This window comes from Cryobacterium sp. M15, assembly GCF_002929675.1.
In the GTDB taxonomy this organism is placed as follows: domain Bacteria; phylum Actinomycetota; class Actinomycetes; order Actinomycetales; family Microbacteriaceae; genus Cryobacterium; species Cryobacterium lyxosi.
Genome location: NZ_PJJW01000037.1, coordinates 1 through 20871, shown reverse-complemented (window position 1 = coordinate 20871; position 20871 = coordinate 1). Strand labels below are relative to the sequence as shown.

The window sequence follows — 20871 nt, the reverse complement described above, 5'->3', positions numbered from 1 at the left end:
GGACTGTTACAAATGCGTTGCTGTCCGGGCATTTGGCATGTCCAGACACGCGTTCTGTCCTAAGTTAGGGAGTATGGAGCCCACAGATTCGTCCCCGGCCACCTCGAACATCACCGTTCGTCGGGGCGAACCGCTAGTCGTCGTCAAGGACATCAACAAGCACTACGGAGAACTGCATGTTCTCAAGAACATCAACGCCGTGGTCAACCGCGGCGAAGTTGTGGTGGTGATTGGTCCGAGTGGGTCGGGCAAATCCACCCTGTGTCGGGCGATCAACCGCCTCGAGACCATCGATGACGGTGTGATCACCATCGACGGTGTGAAGTTGCCGGAAGAGGGTAAAGCACTGGCTCACTTGCGCGCTGACGTTGGCATGGTCTTTCAGGCGTTCAACCTCTTCGCGCACAAGACCGTGCTCGACAACGTCACACTCGGTCCGATCAAGGTGCGCGGCCTGTCGAAGGCCGCGGCCGAGAAAAAAGCGATGGCCCTGCTGGAGCGCGTCGGCGTGGCCAATCAGGCCAAGAAGATGCCAGCCCAGTTGTCCGGTGGACAGCAACAGCGAGTCGCCATCGCGCGCGCTCTCGCCATGGATCCGAAAGTCATCCTGCTCGACGAGCCGACCAGTGCCCTCGACCCGGAGATGATCAATGAGGTGCTCGAGGTCATGGTCGACCTCGCCAACGACGGCATGACCATGATCGTCGTCACGCACGAAATGGGTTTCGCCCGCAAGGCTGCAGACCGCGTCATCTTTATGGCGGAGGGCGAGATCGTGGAGGAGACCACTCCCGAGGAATTCTTCACCAACCCCCAAAGCACGAGAGCGAAAGACTTCCTCTCCAAAATACTTGCCCACTAATCGGTGGACAGGGTTTACACAGCAGCAGTACCAGCAATCAGGAGAAAAACCATGAGACTCAAAAAAGGTCTAGTGATTTCGGCCATTGCGATCGCAAGTGCGCTCGTGCTTAGCGGCTGCGCGGACTCGGGCGCCCCGACCGATGCCGCCGCCCCAGTGGAGACGGCGGTGTCGTTCCCTGAGGGAAGCACCATGGCCCGCCTGGCCGACGCTGGTTCCATCAACATTGGAACCAAGTTCGACCAGCCGCTGTTCGGCCTGCTCGGCCCCAGCGGCGATCCAGTCGGCTTCGACGTTGAGATGGGGAAGCTCATCGCGGCCAAGCTCGGCATCCCGGCATCGGGCATCAAATGGAGCGAGGCGGTTTCCGCCAACCGCGAGCCGTTCATTGAGAACGGTCAGGTCGACCTCGTTATCGCAACCTATACGATCAACGACACCCGCAAGGAAGCCGTGTCCTTCGCCGGACCGTACTACTCTGCCGGACAGGACCTGCTCGTACTCGCGGGAAACCCGGACAACATCACCGGCCCCGAGGACCTTGCCGGCAAGAAGGTGTGTACCGTGAGCGGTTCCACCTCGGAGAAGAATATCGCCGAATTCACGACCGACATCATCGCCTCGGATACCTACTCCAACTGCCTCGGTCCGCTGCGCAGCGGCGAGGTTGCCGCGGTCACGACCGACAACGTAATCCTGGCCGGCCTGGCCGACCAGAACTCCGGTCAGTTCGAGGTCGTTAACAACGCATTCACCGAAGAGCCCTACGGCATCGGCCTCGCGCATGACGACACCGAATTCCGCTCGTTCATCAACGACGTGCTCGAAGCGGCTTACGCGGACGGTACCTGGGTCTCGGCTTGGGAGTCCACCGCGGGTGCTGTGCTCGACACCCCCACCCCTCCGGCCGTCGACCGCTACTAGGTCTACTTTCGGATTCGCTAACCAGCTTTGAGCCGTAGAGACCCGCCCAGTGGGCGGGTCTCTACGGTGACCACCAGAATGTTCCACGCATTGCCCGACCCACAGACATATAAAAGACGAGGAGGTGAGTTGTGGACGCAGTGATCGACAACCTGCCGCTGTTCCTGGAAGGTTTCCGGAACACTCTGGGCCTGCTCATCATCGCGGGAGTGGGCGCATCCGTACTCGGGCTGATCGTCGCAGCCATGCGCATCTCACCGATCTCGTCATTCCGCGTCTTCGCAACCGCCTATACGGAACTTGTTCGCAACACCCCGCTTACGCTCGTCCTGTTCTTTTGCGCCTACCTTCTGCCCCTTTTAGAGTTCAGCCCGGGATACTTCCAGCTGGCCGCTATCGGGCTCACGGTGTATACCTCTCCGTTCGTAGCCGAGGCCCTGCGGTCCGGCGTGAACGGCGTGCACGTGGGACAAGCCGAAGCGGCACGCAGCGTGGGCCTCACCTTCGGACAAACGCTCACCTTCGTGGTGATGCCCCAAGCCATCCGCATGGTGGTACCACCCCTGATCAATGTGATCATCGCTCTCACCAAGAACACTTCGGTCGCCGGTGCGTTCTTCGTATTCGAACTTTTCGGCGCCGCACGCAGGGTGACCAACGACCGGGGTGATGCTGTGATCCCCATTTTGCTCGCGGTCGCCGCGTTCTACCTGGTCGTCACCATTCCTCTCGGCCTTATCGCCGGCAGGATCGAGAAGAAGGTGGCGGTGCTCCGATGAGTTCTGTACTGTACGACGCCCCGGGACCGAAGTCTCGCGCGCGATCGCGTCTCATCTCCGTTATCGGAACAATTATCCTGGCCGCTGGCTTGCTCGCTCTGATCGTGGTGCTCGGCCTGCCTAAGGCCAGCGCTAACGGCGCGGTGCAGCCGGGCCTGTGGGATATCAGCCGCTGGGACGTTTTCAACGACCTGCTGGTTTGGCGTACCCTCGGGTTCGGCGCCCTTGCGACCCTGCGCATGGCCGCGGTGGCCGCCGTTTTCGCGCTCCTGATCGGAGTACTGTTTTCCTTTGGGCGTTTGTCGGCATCCGCTTGGATTCGGGTGCCCACCACGGTGCTGCTTGAATTCTTCCGCGGTATGCCCGTGCTGCTCATGATGCTCTTCATCCTGTTGGTGTTCGCCACCGGATCGTTCTGGGCGGGTGTAGCGGCTCTGTCCGTGTACAACGGCGCCATCATCGGCGAGGCGCTCCGCGCAGGAATCAACGCCCTGCCGCGTGGTCAGCGCGAGGCTGGACTCGCTATCGGACTTACCCCGGTGGCCACCCGGTTCCGCATTGAGTTTCCGCAGGCATTTCGTCAGATGCTGCCGATCATCATCGCCCAGCTGGTGGTGCTACTCAAGGACACGTCCTTGGCTTTCATCGTGGGCTACAACGAACTCCTCCGGGCCGGACTGAACCAGCTAGCCAACTTCTTCGGCGATCAATATAAGTTCTCGTTCTTCTTCATCGTGCTCGCCATCTATCTGACCTTGAACTTGTCGCTATCGTGGCTGGCACGCAGAATTGCCAAGCGCACCGGGCCGCAGGCTGGCAGCGTCACCACGGACTCCGCCGCCCCGGTCGACCCGCACTTGGGCGACCCACATGCGGTGGATGCCGAGAGCAGAAGCCACGCGTCGCAAGGCGGCTAAACTCAGGGACTGTGTCTGATTCCGCTGGTCCCATCGACCCACCCGCCATTACCGAAGCCGCCGTCAATATCGCGGTTGACGCCGCACTGGCCGCCATTGCCACCGCCGACACGACCGCCGCCCTCAGGCTCGTGCGCAGCGAGCACGCGGGGGAGTCTTCACCGCTGTCGAAGCTCAACGCCTTGATGCGCAGCGTGCCCGGCAACCAGAAGGCCGCTGCCGGCAAGCTCGTCGGCCAAGCGCGCGGCGCCGTCACCAAGGCGTTGACCGCTCGCGAAGATGACATTGGCAGCGCTGAAGCCGCCGCCCGCCTGCTCGCCGAAACGGTAGACGTCACCGCCGCAGCGTCAACCTGGAAACCGGGGGCGCGGCATCCGATCTCACTGCTCAGCGAACGCGCCGCCGACGTCTTCGTGGCCATGGGCTGGGAGGTCGCCGAAGGCCCGGAGCTTGAAAACGAATGGTTCAACTTCGACGGGCTCAATTTCGACGAGGACCACCCGGCCCGCGCCATGCAAGACACCTTCTTCGTCGAACCGACGGATGCCCACCTCGTTCTACGCACGCAAACCTCACCCGTGCAGCTGCGCGCATTGCTCTCGCGTGAGCTGCCGGTCTACGTGGTCGCGCCCGGACGGGTTTTTCGCACCGACGAACTCGATGCGACCCACACGCCGGTCTTTCACCAGATCGAGGGCATCGCGATCGACAAGGGCCTCACCATGGCCAACCTGCGCGGCACGCTCGACCACTTCGTGCAGGCCCTATTCGGTCCAGAAGCCAAGGTGCGCCTGCGCCCGAACTACTTTCCATTCACCGAACCGAGCGCAGAGCTCGACGTCTGGCACCCGACCTTCAAGGACGGGGCACGCTGGATCGAGTGGGGTGGCTGCGGCATGGTGCACGCCAACGTGCTGCGCTCCGCCGGGATCGACCCCGAGGTCTACTCCGGGTTCGCGTTCGGGGTGGGCGTGGAACGAGCTGTGATGTTTAGAAATGACGTAAAGGACATGCACGATATGGTCGAGGGCGATATTCGGTTCAGCCAGCAGTATGGGATGACGGTCTGATGCGGGTACCACTTTCCTGGCTCGGCGAATTCGTCGACCTCGCCCCTGGCACCACGCCGGAAGACGTACATGCTGCCCTCGTGAGCGTCGGTCTCGAAGAGGAAGATATCCACCGTTTCGACGTGTCCGGCCCGATCGTGGTCGGCGAGGTGCTCGAATTCGTCGGCGAAGAGCAGACCAACGGCAAGACCATCAACTGGTGCCAGGTGCGAGTTGCGCCGGGCGACGAACTCGCCGCTGACGGCGGCCCCGCCATCCATGGCATCATTTGTGGCGCCCACAACTTCGCCGTCGGCGACAAGGTTGTCGTGACCCTGCCCGGAGCTTCGCTGCCGGGTCCGTTTCCCATTGCGGCCCGCAAGACCTACGGCCACGTCTCCGACGGCATGATCGCCTCGGCCCGTGAACTCGGCCTCGGCGACGAGCACGATGGAATTCTGCTGCTGGCTTCGCTCGGCATCGACGCTCCGGTCGGAACGGATGCGATCCCCCTGCTGGGCCTCGATGACAGCGCCGTCGAGATCAACGTCACCCCCGATCGCGGCTATGCCTTCTCCATTCGCGGCGTCGCCCGCGAATACTCGCACGCCACCGGCGTGCCGTTTCGGGACCCTGCGCTGGCACCGACGGTCGTGGCCCCGGTCACCCGGTTCCCCGTGACGATCGACGACCAGGCTCCGATTCGGGACCGAACCGGAGCAAGCGTGTTCGTCACCCGCGTCGTGCGCGGCGTCGACCCGACCCGGCCGACCCCGGCCTGGATGATCGCGCGACTGGGGCTGGTCGGCATCCGCTCGATTTCGCTCGTCGTTGACGTGACCAACTATGTGATGTTCGAGCTCGGCCAGCCGTTGCACGGCTACGACCTGGACAAGCTGGCCGGCGGAATCATCGTGCGGCGTGCGACCGCCGGGGAGAAATTCACCACCCTCGACGCGGTTACCCGCACGCTCGACGTTGAAGATTTGCTGATCACCGATGAATCCGGGCCGATCGGCCTGGCCGGTGTCATGGGCGGGGCAAGCACGGAGATCACCGCACAGACGGTCAACGTGCTCGTTGAGGCCGCCAACTTCGACCCGGTGTCGATCGCGCGCTCGGCCCGCCGCCACAAGCTGCCGAGCGAGGCAAGCAAGCGGTTCGAACGCGGTGTCGACCCGCGCGTGGCCGCTGTCGCTGCCGCACGCGTGGTACAGCTGCTCGTCGACCTGGCCGGAGGAGTCGCCGACGATCTCGGTTCGGTCTACGACGAAGCTCCGGCACCCCAGCCGATCCTGCTGCCGACCGGGTTCGTGTCTGGTCTCATCGGCCTCGCCTACACCGGAGACGAGGTGCGCGATGCGCTCGTCGACGTCGGCGCCTCGTTGGTCGAATCCGACGGCGACCTGCACGTCACCCCGCCGAGCTGGCGCCCCGACCTGACGGATAAGTGGACCCTCGCCGAGGAGGTCGCCCGCATCGTCGGCTACGAACGCATTCCCTCGGTGCTGCCCGTCGCGCCGCCCGGCCGTGGCCTGACCCGCACGCAGACTTTGCGCCGGACTGTCGCTCACACCCTGGCAGCCACCGGTCACACCGAGGTCTTGACCTACCCGTTCGTTTCCGAGCGGGCGAACAACGTGTTCGGGGTGGCCGTTTCATCCGCCATGTCCGCCGGCGCGAGCACGGCGGATGCGGCATCCGTTGTGCCGATTACGGTGCCGGTTTCGGTGCCGCAGATCAAGGTCGCTAATCCGCTCGACGGTGAGGCACCGTTTCTGCGCACCTCGATGCTGCCGGGCCTGTTGCAGATCGCGCACCGCAACCGGTCACGCGGACTGGTCGACGTGGCCATCTACGAGCAGGGACTGGTCTTTCGGCCCGAGGTTGGCGTGAAATACGGCATGGCAGTGCTCCCGGCCGGCGCCGCGCGCCCGAGCGCCGAGGCTGAGGCGGCCCTGAACGCGGGAATTGTTCCGCAGCCACTCATGGTCGGAATCGTTCTCGTCGGCAATGACGTGCGGCACCAACCCGGACAGCCCGCCGTTGGAGCCGGCTGGCAGTCCGCGTTGGCCGCTGCGCAGCAGGTGGCACTGGCTACCGGAGTGCGGATCGAAGTACGCCAGGGCCAGCACCCAGCGATGCACCCGGGCCGCACTGCCGAGCTGTTCGTCACCGTGCAGGGTTCGACCGTGCAGGCTACGACTGTGTCGGCTTCGACTGTGTCGGCTTCGACTGTGTCGGTGGGATTCGCCGGAGAACTGCTCCCCACGGTCGCCGACGACTATGACCTTCCCGCTGTCGTGGCCGTTGCCGAGATCAACCTCGGGCTCGTCTTCGCGCAGGCCGACGATGACTTGACGGTCACGCCGATCCGCACGATGCCTGCTGCGACGCAGGACCTTTCGCTCGTCGTCTCGGTTTCGGTGCCGGCTGCCGCCCTGGGCGCGGTCGTCGCCGAGGGGGCGGGCGACCTGCTCGAGAGCATCGACCTGGTCGACGACTACCGTGGTGCCGGAGTTGAGTCCGGCCAGAAGTCGCTCACCTTCGGACTGCGCTTTCGCGGCGAGGAGCGTACGCTGACCGCCGCCGAAGCGAGCGCCGCGCGCTTGTCCGGGGTTGCCCTCGCTGCGGATCGCTTCGGGGCGGCCCTGCGCGAATAGCAGCCGGGGGTCTGCATGCCCTGACCAGCGGATGCCGCGGCCCGCGGCATCCGCTGGTCAGGGCACTCGTTCGGGACGCGGACACTCAGTGCCCGGGGTGCTGCGAACTGTAACGAGTGCCGTGGGCTGTTCCCGTCAGGTGTAGGCGCGGGATCCGCTTGTGGTGGCACTCGTTCGGGACGCGGGCACTCCTTCCAACGGGTGCCGCGAGTCCCAACGGGTGCCGCGAGTCCCGACGGGTGCAGCGAGTCCAGACGGGTGCAGCGAGTCCTGACGGGTGCCGCGAGTCCAGACGGGTGCCGCGAACGCAGGGTGCAGGGTCAGCGGGTGCGCGGCACACCCTTTTCGCAGAGGAACCGGTAGAACTCCACGGCATTGAGGGCCAGGTTCCAGCCCCAGCGGTTGAAACTCGTCACAAACGGGCGAAGCACGCTCTCCCGATCCTTCTCGGCCAGGACCACCCCCACCACGTCCTTCCCGTTCATGACCGCTGCGCGGGTGTACTTGGTGTGCCCGTCAAACTCTCCGATCTTGCGCACACCCCGCCAGAAGTAGTCCACGAAGTACGAGCGGCCAGCGACGTCAAATTGCACCTGCAGTTCGGGAATCTGAAACTTCAGTTCCTCGAAGCGCACTCTGCTGAGCGACTCGCCGGCGTTGGCCGAGAGTTCGTCGGCAAACGTGATGGCCCGCTCAGCAGCCTGGCACCCGGTACGGGGACGCACCGCGTCCAGTTCCGCAAAGAGCACCGCCTTCGTGATCGCCGGAACGCCCGGATTTCCCGCGCCGGGCACCACCCGCCTGCTCTCCTGGTGAAGCACGTGGTCGATCATCGTCACTCCGGTGAGAAAACTGCACCCGGCAGCGATATCGACAAGGGTACGAGCGAGGCTGGTCACCGCGACACCGGCGATGAGTGTTGCATTCGGATCGGCGACGGCACGATGGGTGGTGACGAGCCGGTGACTGCTGCCGCCATGGGCGTCGGGGACGAGGGCATGCACCGTGACGGGCCAGGCGCCAATCAGTGGTAATCCGTGCATGGCCGCGGCCGAATGGTGTGAGAGCACCAGTGGTCGTTTGGCCGCCCCGGCAGTGGCACGCGTGAACAGGCGGTATTGCCCGTCGAGACCACACGCCTGCCACTTCGTGCCGAGCGCGTACCAACCGCGTCGAAGACGCCGGAGCTCGCCCCGTCTCACCAGCAAGCCCACGGCGTGCGCATTCATCCCGGCCCCACGAAGGGCATCAGCCGTGATGAGCCCGTCGCCGAGCACATCCTGCGTTTCCAAGGCCTCCAACATGCCCCCACTCTGCCGCGGAACAGGAGCCGGTCCTCGTTTGGCGCAACAACTGTGGGGAACTCGGCACGAGCATTCACTGTGCAGAGAGCGGATGCTCCGACTCTCGTGGCACTCGTTTCGGATGCGGGCACTTGGTGTTCGGGGTGCCGCAAACTCTAACGCGTGCCACGAGTCGCGACTGGGGGCCGGCGCGCGGCATCCGTCGTCGTGGCACTCGCTAGGGAAGCCGGCACTTCCCGTCAGGGGTGCCGTGAACCAGCAGGGGTGCCGTGAACCAGCAGGGGTGCCGTGAACCAGCAGGGGTGCCGTGAACCACGCCGAGGAAAGCGACGGCGAGCGGATGCCCCCCCCGCACGCGTGACGCCCCGCACGCGTGACGCCCCGCGCGAGCGCGGAAATCGGGCCGCCGGGGCCGCGCTAGGTTTAACACATGGTCTTTTCGGTGGCAGTGGCGGGTGCGAGTGGGTATGCGGGCGGCGAACTGCTGCGGCTGCTTTCCGGTCACCCCGAATTCGAGGTGCGCACGGTCACCGCGCACAGCAATGCCGGACAGCGCCTGGTCGACGTGCAGCCTCAGCTGCGTTCGCTCGCCCACCTGACCCTCGTCGACACGACCCCGGAAAATCTCAGCGGCCACGACGCTGTCTTCTTCGCCCTGCCGCACGGAAAATCCGGTGAGCTGACGGCGCACCTGCCCAATGACACCCTCGTCGTGGACTGCGGCGCCGACCACCGCCTCGAAAACCCCGACGACTGGGCGGCGTTTTACGGCGGTGACTACTTCGGTTCGTGGACCTATGGGGTGCCCGAACTGGTCACGGCCAACGGCAAACAGCGCGACAGAATTGTTGCCGCACGCCGCATCGCCGCGCCCGGCTGCAACGCCAGCACTGTCGCGCTCGCCCTGGCCCCCGGCATCCATGCGGGAGTGATCGAAGCGCAGGACCTCGTTGCGGTACTCGCCGTCGGCCCGAGTGGCGCCGGCAAGAGTCTCAAGTTGCCAAACCTCGCTGCCGAGATCCTGGGCTCGGCCAACCCTTATGCGGTCGGCGGCACTCATCGGCATATTCCCGAGATCGTGCAGGCGCTGCGCTGGGCCAAAAGCGCCGCATCCACGTCGGCACGAGACGCAACCATCTCGTTCACGCCGGTGATCGTGCCCATGTCGCGCGGCATCCTCGCGACGGCGACCGCCCGACTGGTACCCGGCACAAGCGCCGCCGCCGTGCGCGCTGCCTGGGAGAACGCCTACGCCGACGAACCGTTTGTGCACGTACTTCCTGAGGGACATTTTCCGCGCACGGCCGATGTGCTCGGCGCCAACACCGCTCTGATCGGACTGGCCGTCGACGAGGCAGCCGGCCGCGTCGTCACGATCACCGCCATCGACAATCTTGTCAAGGGCACCGCCGGCGCTGCCATCCAATCTGCCAACATTGCCCTCGGTCTGACCGAAACTCTCGGTCTGACCATGAATGGAGTTGCTCCGTGAGTGTCACCCATCCCGCCGGTTTCGCTGCTGCCGGCGTCACGGCCGGCCTGAAAAAGTCTGGCGGGCTCGACCTCGCCCTCGTGCACAACCTCGGCCCGCTGCAGAATGCCGCCACCGTGTTCACGAGCAACCGCTGCCAGGCCAACCCCGTCATCTGGAGTACCCAGGTCATGAGTGACGGCCGCGTCAGCGCCATCGTGCTCAACTCCGGAGGAGCCAACTGTTACACCGGCAGCATCGGCTTCCAGACCACCCATGCCACCGCCGAAGCCGTCGCGACCCGCCTCGATATCTCTTCCGGCGACGTTTTGGTCTGCTCCACCGGACTGATCGGTGAACAACTCGACCTCGACCTCGTCACCGCGGGAGTCTGGGACGCCACCCTCCATATCAAGACGGATGCCGCAACCACCCCGGCCGCCGGCCTCCTGGCCGCGCAGGCGATCATGACCACCGACACTCGTCCGAAGGAGGCCCTGCACACCTCTGCCGCCGGTTGGAGCATTGGCGCCATGGCCAAGGGTGCCGGCATGCTCGCTCCGGGGCTGGCCACGATGCTCGTGGTCATCACGACCGACGCCGTGCTCGACTCGGCCGACCTCGACACGGCGCTTCGCGCGGCGACCCGGGTCACCTTCGATCGCCTCGATTCCGACGGCTGCATGTCGACCAACGACACCGTGAGCCTGCTCTGCTCCGGTGCAAGCGGCGTCGCCGCCGACAAGGACGAATTCAGCATCGCCCTCATCGAGATCTGCCGCGACCTCGTCTTACAGTTACAGGGAGACGCCGAGGGTGCCGCGCACGACGTGGCGATCACCGTCACCAACGCGGTCTCCGACGATGAGGCGGTGACCGTGGCCCGTGCCGTCTCGCGCAGCAACCTGTTCAAATCGGCCATCTTCGGCAACGACCCGAACTGGGGCCGCGTGCTCGCCGCCGTCGGAACGGTGCCGGTCGACGACGCCGCCTTCGACCCGTACGGCATCGATGTCGCCATCAACGGCGTTCAGGTGTGTACCGCGGGTGAGCCCGATCAGCCGCGCGAGCTCGTCGACCTCTCGGGCCGCGGCGTGACTGTGCTCATCGACCTGCATGCCGGCAGCGCAACGGCCACCCTGTGGACCAACGACCTCACCCACGACTATGTCGAAGAGAACAGCGCGTACTCGAGCTGATCATGACCGAAACACCGAGAACTAACGCCGAGACCAGCCAGGCCGAAGCATCCGTCAAGGCGGCAACGCTGATCGAAGCGCTGCCGTGGCTCAAACGCTTTCACGACCAGATCATCGTCGTGAAGTTCGGCGGCAACGCCATGGTGAGCGAAGAGCTGCAGCGCTCCTTCGCCGAAGACATGGTCTACCTGCGATACGCGGGCATCCGACCGGTCGTCGTACACGGCGGCGGCCCGCAGATCTCCGCCATGCTGGCGCGCCTCGGCATCGAGAGCGAGTTTCGTGGCGGCTACCGGGTGACCACGCCCGAAGCGATGGACGTGGTGCGCATGGTGCTCACCGGCCAGATCAATCGCGACCTGGTCAGTCACATCAACCAGCACGGTCCGCTCGCCGCGGGACTCTCCGGTGAAGACGCCGGCCTGTTTCGCGGGCGCCGGCGCGGCGTGGTCATCGACGGCGAGAAGGTTGATCTCGGACTCGTCGGCGATGTCATCGGCGTCGACCCCGAAGCAGTACTCGCCCAGCTCGCAGCTGGCCGTATACCGGTGGTCTCGTCGATCGCTCCCGATACGGATGTTCCGGGCCAGTCCCTCAACGTCAACGCCGACGCTGCTGCTGCCGCACTCGCTATCGCGCTGGGCGCGGCCAAGCTCGTGATTCTCACCGACGTCGCCGGTTTGTATCGAGACTGGCCCAACCGGGATTCGCTCGTGTCGATCATCGATGTGGTCGAATTACGCGGTCTGCTGCCCGACCTGGAATCGGGGATGATCCCCAAGATGACGGCCTGTCTCGATGCCGTCGACGGTGGCGTCGCTAAAGCTGCGATCATCGACGGGCGAGTGCCGCACTCGATCCTGCTCGAAATTTTCACTGGAAGCGGCATCGGCACGGAGGTAGTACCGGCATGATTGAAGATTCTTGGCAGAATCGGTTCGCCGATTCGATGATGCGCACGTTCAGCCCGCCACTGGCCATGCTTGTGCGCGGTGAGGGCTGCTACGTCTGGGACGAGAAGGGCACGCAATACCTGGACTTTCTGGCCGGCATCGCGGTGAATTCGCTCGGTCACGCACACCCTGAGGTCGTTGCTGCCGTGACCCGGCAGATCGGCACGATCAGCCATGTCTCCAACTATTTCGCCACGCCGCCGCAGATTGAACTCGCCGAACGCCTCAAACGCATCACCGGCGCCGGTGAAACGGGCCGTGTCTACTTCTGCAATTCCGGTGCCGAGGCCAACGAGGCAGCGTTCAAACTGGCCAGGCTCAACAACCAAGGACACCGCAGCCGCATCATCGCGCTGCACGACTCCTTCCACGGCCGCACCATGGGCGCGCTCGCCCTGTCGGGCAAGCCGAACATGCGCGAGGCGTTCGAGCCCGTGCCCGGCGGAGTCGAACACATTGACAGCACGATCAAGGCCCTCGAAGCCACCATCGACAACACCGTCGCCGCCCTATTCCTCGAACCGGTCAAAGGCGAGGCGGGCGTCATCGACCTGCCGGAAGGGTTCCTCAAGCGTGCCCGTGAGCTGTGCACCGAGCATGGCGTACTCCTGATCCTCGATGAGATCCAGACCGGTATCGCCCGCACCGGCGCCTGGTTCGCCTACAACCACGCTGAAATACTGCCGGATGCCGTCACCATCGCCAAGGGGATGGGTGGCGGTGTCCCCATTGGCGCGCTCGTCACCTTCGGCTGGGCCTCTGAACTGTTCCGTCGCGGCCAGCACGGCTCGACCTTCGCCGGCAACCCGCTCGTCACCGCGACCGCCAACGCCGTGCTCGGCGTGATCGAACGCGATGACCTGGCCGCCAACGCCGCTGTGAGGGGCCAGCAGCTGCGCGAGATCATTCTCGGCTTCCACTCGCCGCTGATCGACGAGGTGCGCGGGCGCGGCCTGTTGCTCGGCATCGGCCTGACCGAACCGGTCGCCTTGAAGCTCGGCGCGGCCGCGCTCGCCCAGGGCCTCATCGTCAACGCCGCCAACGAGACCAGCATTCGTATCGCCCCACCCCTGATCGTGGGGGACGCTGAGCTGGCCGACTTCCAGGAACGGTTCGGGCGAGCACTGGCCAGCCTCTAGGCTGGACGAATCCCACTTTGCGCGGGTTTCGCACCGGCGCGGGACTACCAACCGGGGGGAGCGGCACCCGCTCACCTGCTACCTAACAACCGAAAGTGACACCGTGACCCGCCATTTCCTGCGCGACGACGACATCTCCCCGGCCGAACAGGCCGAGATTCTCGATCTGGCCCTGGAGCTGAAGCGAGACCGATTCGCAGTGCGCCCGCTCGCCGGCCCGCAGACCGTCGCGGTCATTTTCGACAAGTCTTCCACCCGTACCCGAGTGTCCTTCGCGGTCGGCATCGCCGACCTCGGCGGCAGCCCCCTCATCATCAGTACCGCGAACAGCCAGCTCGGTGGCAAGGAGACCGCCTCCGACACGGCCCGCGTGCTCGAACGCCAGGTCGCCGCGATCGTCTGGCGCACCTACGGCCAGGCCGGACTCGAGGAAATGGCGCTCGGCACGACCGTGCCCGTGATCAACGCGCTCAGCGATGATTTTCACCCTTGCCAGCTTCTCGCCGACCTGCTCACCCTCCGCGAACACCGCGGCGACCTCGCCGGCCAGACCCTCGCCTTTCTCGGTGACGGTGCCTGCAACATGGGTCAGTCCTATTTACTGGCGGGAGCGACCGCCGGCATGCACGTGCGCATCGCGTCACCGGTCGGCTACACCCCGACCGACCAGGTGGTAGCGGATGCGACAGCCATCGCCGCCCGCACCGGCGGCTCGGTCGCTTTGTTCACCGACCCGCGCGAAGCCGTCACCGGCGTCGACGTGGTCATCACCGACACCTGGGTGTCGATGGGCAAGGAAGACGAGAAAGCCACCCGGCTCGGCGACCTCGGCCAGTACCGGGTCGACGCTACTCTGATGGGCCTGGCGAAGCCGGGCGCCCACTTCATGCACTGCCTGCCGGCAGACCGCGGCTACGAGGTGACCGCCGATGTCATCGACGGGCCGCAGAGCATCATCTGGGACGAGGCCGAGAACCGCCTGCACGCCCAAAAAGCCCTGCTGGTCTGGTTGCTCGCGCAAAACGCGGCCTGACCGCCTCGCCCTCGCCCTCTGGACGGGGCCTGGGCCCGGGCCCGGGGCCCAGTTTATAAACTGGGCCCGCGGTCGGGGCCCGGGCCCCGACCGCAGTGCAGGGACGGCAGGCGGGCGGGGGACCGGCGCCCACAACGTAAACTTTAGACAGATCAAGATTTAGGGAGAAGCATGGCGGAACGCGTTGTACTCGCATACTCGGGCGGACTGGATACCTCGGTCGGCATCGGCTGGCTCAAGGATGCCACCGGTAAAGAGGTCGTAGCCCTCGCCGTCGACGTCGGTCAGGAGGGCGAAGACATGGACGTGATCCGTCAGCGCGCCTTGGACTGCGGCGCAGTCGAATCCATCGTCATCGACGCGAAAGACGAGTTCGCCAACGACTACATCGTGCCGACGCTCAAGGCGAACGCCCTGTATCAGAAGCGCTACCCGCTCGTCTCGGCGATCAGCCGACCGCTGATCGCCAAGTACCTGGCCTCCACCGCCAAGGAGCTCGGCGCCGACAGCGTCGCGCACGGATGCACCGGCAAGGGCAACGACCAGGTTCGGTTCGAAGCGGCCGTCGCGGCCCTCGCACCCGACCTGACCTCGCTCGCCCCGGTGCGGGACTTCGCGCTGACCCGCGACAAAGCCATCGAGTACGCCGCCAAGCACGACCTGCCCATCATGCAGTCCAAGAAGAGCCCGTACTCGGTAGACCAGAACGTCTGGGGTCGCGCCGTCGAGACCGGGTTCCTCGAAGACCCGTGGAACGCGCCGATCGAGGACCTCTACACCTATACCCAGGACCCATCGGTCACTCGCGCCCCCACCGAGGTCGTCATCTCCTTCGAGCAAGGGGTGCCTGTTGCCATTGATGGCAAGAAGGTTACCCCGCTGCAGATGATTCAGTTGATGAACCGTCTCGCTGGTGACCAGGGGGTCGGCCGCATCGACATCGTCGAGGACCGCCTCGTCGGCATCAAGAGCCGCGAGATCTATGAGGCGCCGGCCGGCATCGCACTGATTGCTGCGCACGAAGAGCTCGAGAACATGACCGTGGAACGTGACGTCGCCCGCTACAAGCGGGGTGTCGAGAGCAAGTGGGCCGAGCTCGTCTACGACGGTCTCTGGTTCTCTGGTCTGAAGAAGAGCCTTGACGTGTTCATCGAGGACACTCAGAAGCACGTGACGGGCGACATCCGCTTGAAGATGCACGCCGGCACCGCCGTCGTCACCGGTCGTTCCAGCACGACGAGCCTGTACGACTTCAATCTCGCCACCTACGACACCGGCGACTCCTTCGACCAGTCCATGGCCAAGGGATTCATCGAGCTGTGGTCGTTGCCGAGCAAGATCGCGGCCCGCCGCGACGCCGCCGAAAAGTAGGGCGCGCGCGTGTCGAGTGAGAAGAACGCGAACCGCGCCGGAGCGGCGGGCGCCCTCTGGGGCGGCCGTTTCGCTGGGGGACCGTCGCCGGAACTGGCGCGGCTGAGCAAGTCGACCCAGTTCGACTGGATGCTGGCCGAATACGACCTGCAGGGCAGCCGCGCGCACGCACGGGCCCTGGCCGCCGCCGGGTATCTCACCGACACCGAACTCACCCAGATGGTCGGCGCGCTCGAAGAGCTCAAGCGCGCCGTCATCGCCGGCGATTTTCTCCCCGCCGATGCCGACGAAGACGTGCACTCGGCGCTGGAGCGGGGTCTGATCGGTATCATCGGCGTCGAGATCGGGGGCAAGCTCCGCGCTGGCCGCAGCCGCAACGACCAGGTCGCGACGCTCGTGCGCATGTGGCTGCGTGATCACGCCGCCATCCTCGCCTCGCTCGTCATCGAACTCATTGATGCCCTCGCCGCTCAGGCCGAAGCGCACGAAAGCGCCATCATGCCCGGCCGCACCCATCTGCAGCACGCCCAACCGGTGCTGCTCGCGCACCACCTGCTGGCGCACTGCTGGCCACTCGTGCGTGACCTGGACCGCTTCGCGGACTGGGGTCGGCGAGCGGATGCGTCCCCCTACGGTTCCGGCGCCCTCGCTGGTAACACCCTCGGTCTCGACGCGCACCTTGTCGCCGTGGACCTCGGCTTCGCCGCCGTGGTCGAGAACTCCATCGACGGCACCGCGAGCCGCGACCTGGTCGCTGAATTCGCCTACATCACCGCGCAAATCGGCATCGACATGTCGCGGCTGGCCGAAGAGATCATTCTCTGGAACACCCGCGAATTCGGTTTCGTCACCCTCGATGACGCCTACTCCACCGGCTCGTCGATCATGCCGCAGAAGAAAAACCCCGACATCGCCGAGCTCGCTCGCGGCAAGTCCGGCCGCATGATCGGCAACCTCACCGGGCTGCTCACCACGCTCAAGGGTCTGCCGCTCGCCTACAACCGCGACCTGCAGGAAGACAAGGAACCGGTCTTCGACTCGATCAACACCCTCGAAGTGCTGCTGCCCGCCTTCACCGGCATGGTCGCCACCCTCACTTTTCACACCGAACGCATGGCCGAGCTCGCTCCGCAGGGTTTCTCGCTTGCCACGGATGTCGCGGAGTGGCTGGTCAAACGCCATGTATCGTTCCGTGACGCGCACGAAATCACCGGTTCTTTGGTGAAGTTCGCTGAGATCAACGGACTCGACCTACACGAAGTCGACGACGAGGCGTTGCTCGTGATCTCGCCTCACCTCGTTCCCCAGGTGCGCGAAGTGCTCACCATCCGCGGGTCGGTCGAGAGTCGTGACGGCGCCGGCGGAACCGCTCCGGTACGCGTCGCCGAGCAGCGTGCCCACCTCGTGGCCCGCGTACGCGACCTGACGGCCGTCCTCAGCCGGTAGAGCAGGCCGTATCGGCGGTGCGAACCTGCGACGGTGCGGTGCTAAATCGGCCCGCTAGGCGAGGGCCATCGGCACGAGGGCGGCGCACGCGCACGCCCAGGTGAGGCTCGACAGGGTGCCGATGATGAACCGCTCGCGCGATTCAGCCGCGGCTAGCTCCGTGAAGCGGCCCACGCCCTTGATGGCGACGACCACGGCGATCGCTTCGGGAAAACCGGCCAGGATCGCGCCGGCCACGGCAAGGCGTTCCAGGATGCCGATGGTCACCCCGCCGCGCAGCACCTCGTGCGTCTCCAGGTCGCTGACCCCGGCCATGGTCGGGGCCGGTTTGCCGGCGTTCAGCACCATGATTCCGCCATGCTGGCCCGGCGGTACCGAGTTGTTGGTGGCGAGATCAAGCGCTAGTACTGCAACCGGGCCGCCCCCGACCACGGCGAGGGCGAGGGCGAGCATGCCGATCACGATACCGAAGGCGCTCGGGCCGGTGCCAACGGGCACCGCGGCGAGCACGAGGGCAACGACGAGACCACCGATGGCCGCAATCGCGAAAAGCTGTCGGTGCAGTTTGAAGGCGATCGCGGCGCAGGTGAGCGAGGCGAGCGTGACCAGGAGCAGGGCGACCCAGTAGAGAAATGTGAGGACGGTGAAGGTCATGCGGAGTTATCCGTTTCAGTCGGGCGATGATCGAGCTGCTCCAGCAGCCTAACCAACGCCGGCCGCGCGGCCTGCTCAACCCGATACTGCGCCGCTTTGAGCCGTTGGCTCACGGCACCGGTCGTGATTTTGAGCTCTGCAGCGATATCGGTTTGGGCCAGGCCGCGTTCGAACAGGTCGCCGGCCTGCCAGCCTTGCCGGGTTCGGCGTTGACGCAGCAGCAGGATCATGGTGAAGAGCGCCTCGATACCGGGGGAGTCGGCATGCGTCGGATCGACCTCGAGAGCAAAGTGCGCCTCGGTTCTCTTAGCGCGCAGCACGGCGTCTCGGGCCGCGATGAAAGCGCCGCCGGTGGCCTGTCTGGTCGACGCCGGTAGGGGAGCGCGCACGGTTCCGACACCGAGCCCGACGCTCCAATGGCCGGAACGATGCAACGCGAGAATCGCGTCGAGCGTGGGCCGGGCCGCCGATAGGAGTAACTGAATCTCATCGCCGGCGGTTTGGTCGGGCGGCAGGCCGAACGCTTCGGGGCTCTGTGCCACGAGCTGCGCGATCATCTCGCGCGCGCGATCGTGATCGTTACGGCTGCCGATCTGGTCGGCGGTGATGACAAACATGGTCCCAGGCTCCGTCCTGCATTCAATGTAGTTAAGTTCACAGGCTAAATCTAGTCGATTATAGTCTCTAACCTAAATTACACCGGCACAAGAACGGATGCTGCGGATACTTCGGCGAGCTGGCCCGGCTGATAATCTAAAGCGCGTGTCAGACCCCACCATCCTCGCCCAGCAGACCAATGATCCCTCCTTCGACTCGGTGTGGGAGGAGATCAACTGGCGCGGCCTCGTGCACGTCTCCACCGACGAGACCGAGCTCAAGGCGTTGCTCGATGGTGACCCGATCACCTATTACTGCGGATTCGACCCGACCGCGCCGAGCCTGCACCTCGGCAACCTCGTGCAGCTGCTGCTGATGCGGCGTTTGCAACTGGCGGGACACCGCCCGCTGGGACTGGTCGGCGGCTCGACCGGACTCATCGGCGACCCGCGCCCCACCGCCGAGCGCACGCTCACCCCCACCGACACCGTCGCGGAATGGGTGGGCTACCTGCAGGCGCAGGTCTCGCGGTTCCTCAGCTCCGAGGGCGACAACGCCGTCACCCTGGTGAACAACCTCGACTGGACCGCGCCGCTGTCTGCCATCGATTTCCTACGCGAAATCGGTAAGTACTACCGCGTGGGCACCATGCTCAAGAAAGATGCCGTCAGCGCGCGCTTGAACTCCGACGCCGGCATCAGCTACACCGAGTTCAGCTACCAGATACTCCAGGGCCTCGATTACCTGGAGCTGTTCCGCAGCTACGGTTGTGTGCTGCAAACCGGCGGCAGCGATCAGTGGGGCAACCTCACAAGCGGAACCGACCTCATCCGTCGCGCCGAAAGCGGCACGGTGCACGCCATCGGCACCCCGCTCATCACCAACAGTGACGGAACCAAGTTCGGCAAGAGCGAGGGTAATGCGGTGTGGCTCGACCCGAATCTCACCAGCCCCTACGCGTTCTACCAGTTCTGGCTCAACACCGACGATGCCGACGTGGTCTTTCGGCTCAAGGTCTTCACGTTCCTCTCCCGGGGCGACATCGAGCGATTCGCCGAGCTCGTCGAAACCGAACCGTTCCGGCGTGAAGCGCAGCGTCGGCTCGCCCTCGAAGTGACCAGCCTCGTGCATGGGCACACGGCAACGGCTGCTGCCATCCACGCCGCCGAGGCACTGTTCGGCCAGGGCGACCTCGCCGAGCTGGATCCCGATACCCTCGAGGCCGCCCTGCGCGAACTTCCACACACCACGACGTCGCCGCACGCCACGGTGCTGCAGCTACTCGTCGACACCGAACTCTCGAAGAGTATCGGTGACGCCCGACGGGCCGTGCAACAGGGTGGGGTGTACTTGAACAACGAGAAGGTCACGAGTGTCGACCTGACCATTGAAGGATCGGTACTTCCCGGGGGAGTAGCGGTTCTACGTCGCGGCAAGAAAACGCTTGCGGGAATTTTCGTCGAGTAGTGCGTTCTCGGCGGCGCAGTCATCCGCTACCGGCTCGGTTTAACGCGCAGCCCCCACGAATATTCTTCCCGCAGCGGTAGTCGACGTTGTCGAGGGCGGGTCGGTTGCGCAGGGCAACAGGTGGGGATGGCAAGATGTCGTCGTGGAAACTCTTCGAACCGAACGCCTGCTGCTGCGCCCCTGGACCCTGGATGACACCGACTTTGTTTTCGGGCTCTACTCGCTATGGTCTGTGCAACAGCACATCGGGTTGCATCCGCGCGTCATGACCTCGCGCGCCGAGGCGATCGCCGTTATCTCGCGCTGGCAGGGCATGGAACATCCCATTCATGCCATCAGGGCGGTAACGGATGCCGACACCGGCGAGATCTTCGGCAACCTGCTGCTCAAGTCCATCCCGGCATCGAGCGCGGCGACACCGCTCGAGCCATCGGGGGACACCGAGATCGGCTGGCACTTTCACCCGAACGCGTGGCGCCGTGGCTACGCGACCGAAGCGGCAGCGGCTGTACTGGCTGAAGGCTGGAAAACCGGACTTGACCGTGTTGTTGCGGTGACGACACCGAGTAATCGCCCGTCGCAGCGTGTCTGCCTACGCATCGGTATGACGCACAACGGAAGAACCGACCAGTACTACAACTCCGTGAGCGAACTCTTCGTGGCCGTCGCCCCCGAGTCATAACCAGCTCTCTCGGAGACACGGCCCGGCCGGCGCGGGCCGGCTTTCGTTCGGGGGAGCGGATGCTGGTGGCGCGACACGCCCGGGTGGGGGGCGTTTTGACGGGTGGGTGTGGTGGCCGTAATGTATCTATACGTACCCCAAAGGTGCGGAAAGCCGCAGTGCTTTTCGGCCTCACGTGGGACCGTCTTCTAGTCAAATCAGTGCCGGGTTCTTGTTTCAAGTTCTCTGGTGTTGGGCTAGGATTGTAAGCCTCCACCGGGTGTGTGTTGCTGGTTGGGTCGGGTTGTTCGAGTGTTTGTGGTGTGCTTTGGTGCGCTGGAAATTGCTGGGATTGGCCGATTTGACAGGGACTGGCCGGGTG

18 protein-coding genes are annotated in these 20871 nt (G+C 65.0%); 15 read left to right on the top strand and 3 right to left on the bottom strand.

From position 1 onward, the window contains the following. Positions 1-73: 73 nt before the first annotated feature. The 6 genes from CXY83_RS08630 to pheT all read left to right on the top strand — a co-directional run bounded on the left by CXY83_RS08630 (position 74) and on the right by pheT (position 7194). Positions 74-862, top strand: coding sequence for an amino acid ABC transporter ATP-binding protein (locus CXY83_RS08630; RefSeq protein ID WP_104196970.1), 789 nt, complete (start codon positions 74-76; stop codon positions 860-862). A gap of 51 nt (positions 863-913) precedes the next feature. Further along, on the top strand, positions 914-1786 hold the full coding sequence (locus CXY83_RS08625; protein ID WP_104196969.1) for a glutamate ABC transporter substrate-binding protein: 873 nt from the start codon (positions 914-916) through the stop codon (positions 1784-1786). A 131-nt stretch (positions 1787-1917) separates the two neighbouring features. Beyond that, positions 1918-2565 (top strand): amino acid ABC transporter permease, encoded by a 648-nt coding sequence (locus CXY83_RS08620; protein WP_104196968.1) that lies wholly within the window; start codon positions 1918-1920, stop codon positions 2563-2565. Then, positions 2562-3482 (top strand): amino acid ABC transporter permease, encoded by a 921-nt coding sequence (locus CXY83_RS08615; RefSeq protein ID WP_104196967.1) that lies wholly within the window; start codon positions 2562-2564, stop codon positions 3480-3482. Before CXY83_RS08620 ends, CXY83_RS08615 begins: the two co-directional genes overlap by 4 nt. Positions 3483-3493: 11 nt before the next feature. Then, positions 3494-4552, top strand: coding sequence for a phenylalanine--tRNA ligase subunit alpha (gene pheS / locus CXY83_RS08610; protein WP_104196966.1), 1059 nt, complete (start codon positions 3494-3496; stop codon positions 4550-4552). Beyond that, a complete protein-coding gene (pheT, locus tag CXY83_RS08605) occupies positions 4552-7194 on the top strand; it encodes a phenylalanine--tRNA ligase subunit beta (RefSeq protein WP_104196965.1) in 2643 nt (880 codons plus the stop codon). Before pheS ends, pheT begins: the two co-directional genes overlap by 1 nt. A 320-nt stretch (positions 7195-7514) precedes the next feature. Here the strand turns inward: pheT and CXY83_RS08600 are convergent, their stop codons facing one another. Then, positions 7515-8498, bottom strand: coding sequence for a hypothetical protein (locus CXY83_RS08600; protein ID WP_104196964.1), 984 nt, complete (start codon positions 8496-8498; stop codon positions 7515-7517). Between the two features lie 430 nt (positions 8499-8928). Here CXY83_RS08600 and argC point away from each other — a divergent pair, with 430 nt between their 5' ends. The 7 genes from argC to argH all read left to right on the top strand — a co-directional run bounded on the left by argC (position 8929) and on the right by argH (position 17110). Beyond that, positions 8929-9990, top strand: coding sequence for an N-acetyl-gamma-glutamyl-phosphate reductase (gene argC, locus CXY83_RS08595; RefSeq protein ID WP_104196963.1), 1062 nt, complete (start codon positions 8929-8931; stop codon positions 9988-9990). Continuing rightward, entirely contained in the window at positions 9987-11168 is a 1182-nt protein-coding gene (gene argJ, locus CXY83_RS08590) for a bifunctional glutamate N-acetyltransferase/amino-acid acetyltransferase ArgJ (RefSeq protein ID WP_104196962.1), read from the top strand. The genes argC and argJ overlap by 4 nt, the downstream gene beginning before the upstream one ends. A 2-nt stretch (positions 11169-11170) precedes the next feature. Continuing rightward, the gene (gene argB / locus CXY83_RS08585) at positions 11171-12082 is read left to right on the top strand and encodes an acetylglutamate kinase (RefSeq protein WP_104196961.1); all 912 of its coding nucleotides are present in this window, start codon (positions 11171-11173) and stop codon (positions 12080-12082) included. After that, positions 12079-13260, top strand: a complete 1182-nt coding sequence (locus CXY83_RS08580; protein ID WP_104196960.1) for an acetylornithine transaminase — start codon at positions 12079-12081, stop codon at positions 13258-13260. Before argB ends, CXY83_RS08580 begins: the two co-directional genes overlap by 4 nt. 103 nt (positions 13261-13363) lie before the next feature. After that, a complete protein-coding gene (gene argF, locus CXY83_RS08575) occupies positions 13364-14293 on the top strand; it encodes an ornithine carbamoyltransferase (protein WP_104196959.1) in 930 nt (309 codons plus the stop codon). Positions 14294-14464: 171 nt separating this feature from the next. Then, positions 14465-15664: an argininosuccinate synthase gene (locus tag CXY83_RS08570; RefSeq protein WP_104196958.1), complete on the top strand. Its 1200-nt coding sequence runs from the start codon at positions 14465-14467 to the stop codon at positions 15662-15664. Between the two features lie 9 nt (positions 15665-15673). Continuing rightward, the gene (gene argH / locus CXY83_RS08565) at positions 15674-17110 is read left to right on the top strand and encodes an argininosuccinate lyase (RefSeq protein WP_104196957.1); all 1437 of its coding nucleotides are present in this window, start codon (positions 15674-15676) and stop codon (positions 17108-17110) included. 54 nt (positions 17111-17164) lie between these two features. Here argH and CXY83_RS08560 read toward each other — a convergent pair whose 3' ends face one another. Further along, a complete protein-coding gene (locus tag CXY83_RS08560; RefSeq protein ID WP_104196956.1) occupies positions 17165-17764 on the bottom strand; it encodes a hypothetical protein in 600 nt (199 codons plus the stop codon). Then, positions 17761-18381, bottom strand: coding sequence for a DNA-binding protein (locus tag CXY83_RS08555; protein ID WP_104196955.1), 621 nt, complete (start codon positions 18379-18381; stop codon positions 17761-17763). Before CXY83_RS08555 ends, CXY83_RS08560 begins: the two co-directional genes overlap by 4 nt. A gap of 145 nt (positions 18382-18526) precedes the next feature. Between CXY83_RS08555 and tyrS the strand changes: the two genes are divergently transcribed. Next, positions 18527-19828: a tyrosine--tRNA ligase gene (tyrS, locus tag CXY83_RS08550; RefSeq protein ID WP_233200722.1), complete on the top strand. Its 1302-nt coding sequence runs from the start codon at positions 18527-18529 to the stop codon at positions 19826-19828. A 142-nt stretch (positions 19829-19970) separates the two neighbouring features. Beyond that, positions 19971-20510 (top strand): GNAT family N-acetyltransferase, encoded by a 540-nt coding sequence (locus CXY83_RS08545; protein ID WP_104196953.1) that lies wholly within the window; start codon positions 19971-19973, stop codon positions 20508-20510. The last annotated feature ends 361 nt before the right edge of the window (positions 20511-20871 follow it).

Bases quoted from the DNA above. Each gene is read 5' to 3' on its own strand.
- CXY83_RS08630 (WP_104196970.1), top strand. From the start codon at position 74: ATGGAGCCCACAGATTCGTCCCCGGCCACCTCGAACATCACCGTTCGT.
- CXY83_RS08625 (WP_104196969.1), top strand. From the start codon at position 914: ATGAGACTCAAAAAAGGTCTAGTGATTTCGGCCATTGCGATCGCAAGT.
- CXY83_RS08615 (WP_104196967.1), top strand. From the start codon at position 2,562: ATGAGTTCTGTACTGTACGACGCCCCGGGACCGAAGTCTCGCGCGCGA.
- pheT (WP_104196965.1), top strand. From the start codon at position 4,552: ATGCGGGTACCACTTTCCTGGCTCGGCGAATTCGTCGACCTCGCCCCT.
- CXY83_RS08600 (WP_104196964.1), bottom strand. From the start codon at position 8,498: ATGTTGGAGGCCTTGGAAACGCAGGATGTGCTCGGCGACGGGCTCATC.
- argC (WP_104196963.1), top strand. From the start codon at position 8,929: ATGGTCTTTTCGGTGGCAGTGGCGGGTGCGAGTGGGTATGCGGGCGGC.
- argB (WP_104196961.1), top strand. From the start codon at position 11,171: ATGACCGAAACACCGAGAACTAACGCCGAGACCAGCCAGGCCGAAGCA.
- CXY83_RS08580 (WP_104196960.1), top strand. From the start codon at position 12,079: ATGATTGAAGATTCTTGGCAGAATCGGTTCGCCGATTCGATGATGCGC.
- CXY83_RS08570 (WP_104196958.1), top strand. From the start codon at position 14,465: ATGGCGGAACGCGTTGTACTCGCATACTCGGGCGGACTGGATACCTCG.
- CXY83_RS08560 (WP_104196956.1), bottom strand. From the start codon at position 17,764: ATGACCTTCACCGTCCTCACATTTCTCTACTGGGTCGCCCTGCTCCTG.
- CXY83_RS08555 (WP_104196955.1), bottom strand. From the start codon at position 18,381: ATGTTTGTCATCACCGCCGACCAGATCGGCAGCCGTAACGATCACGAT.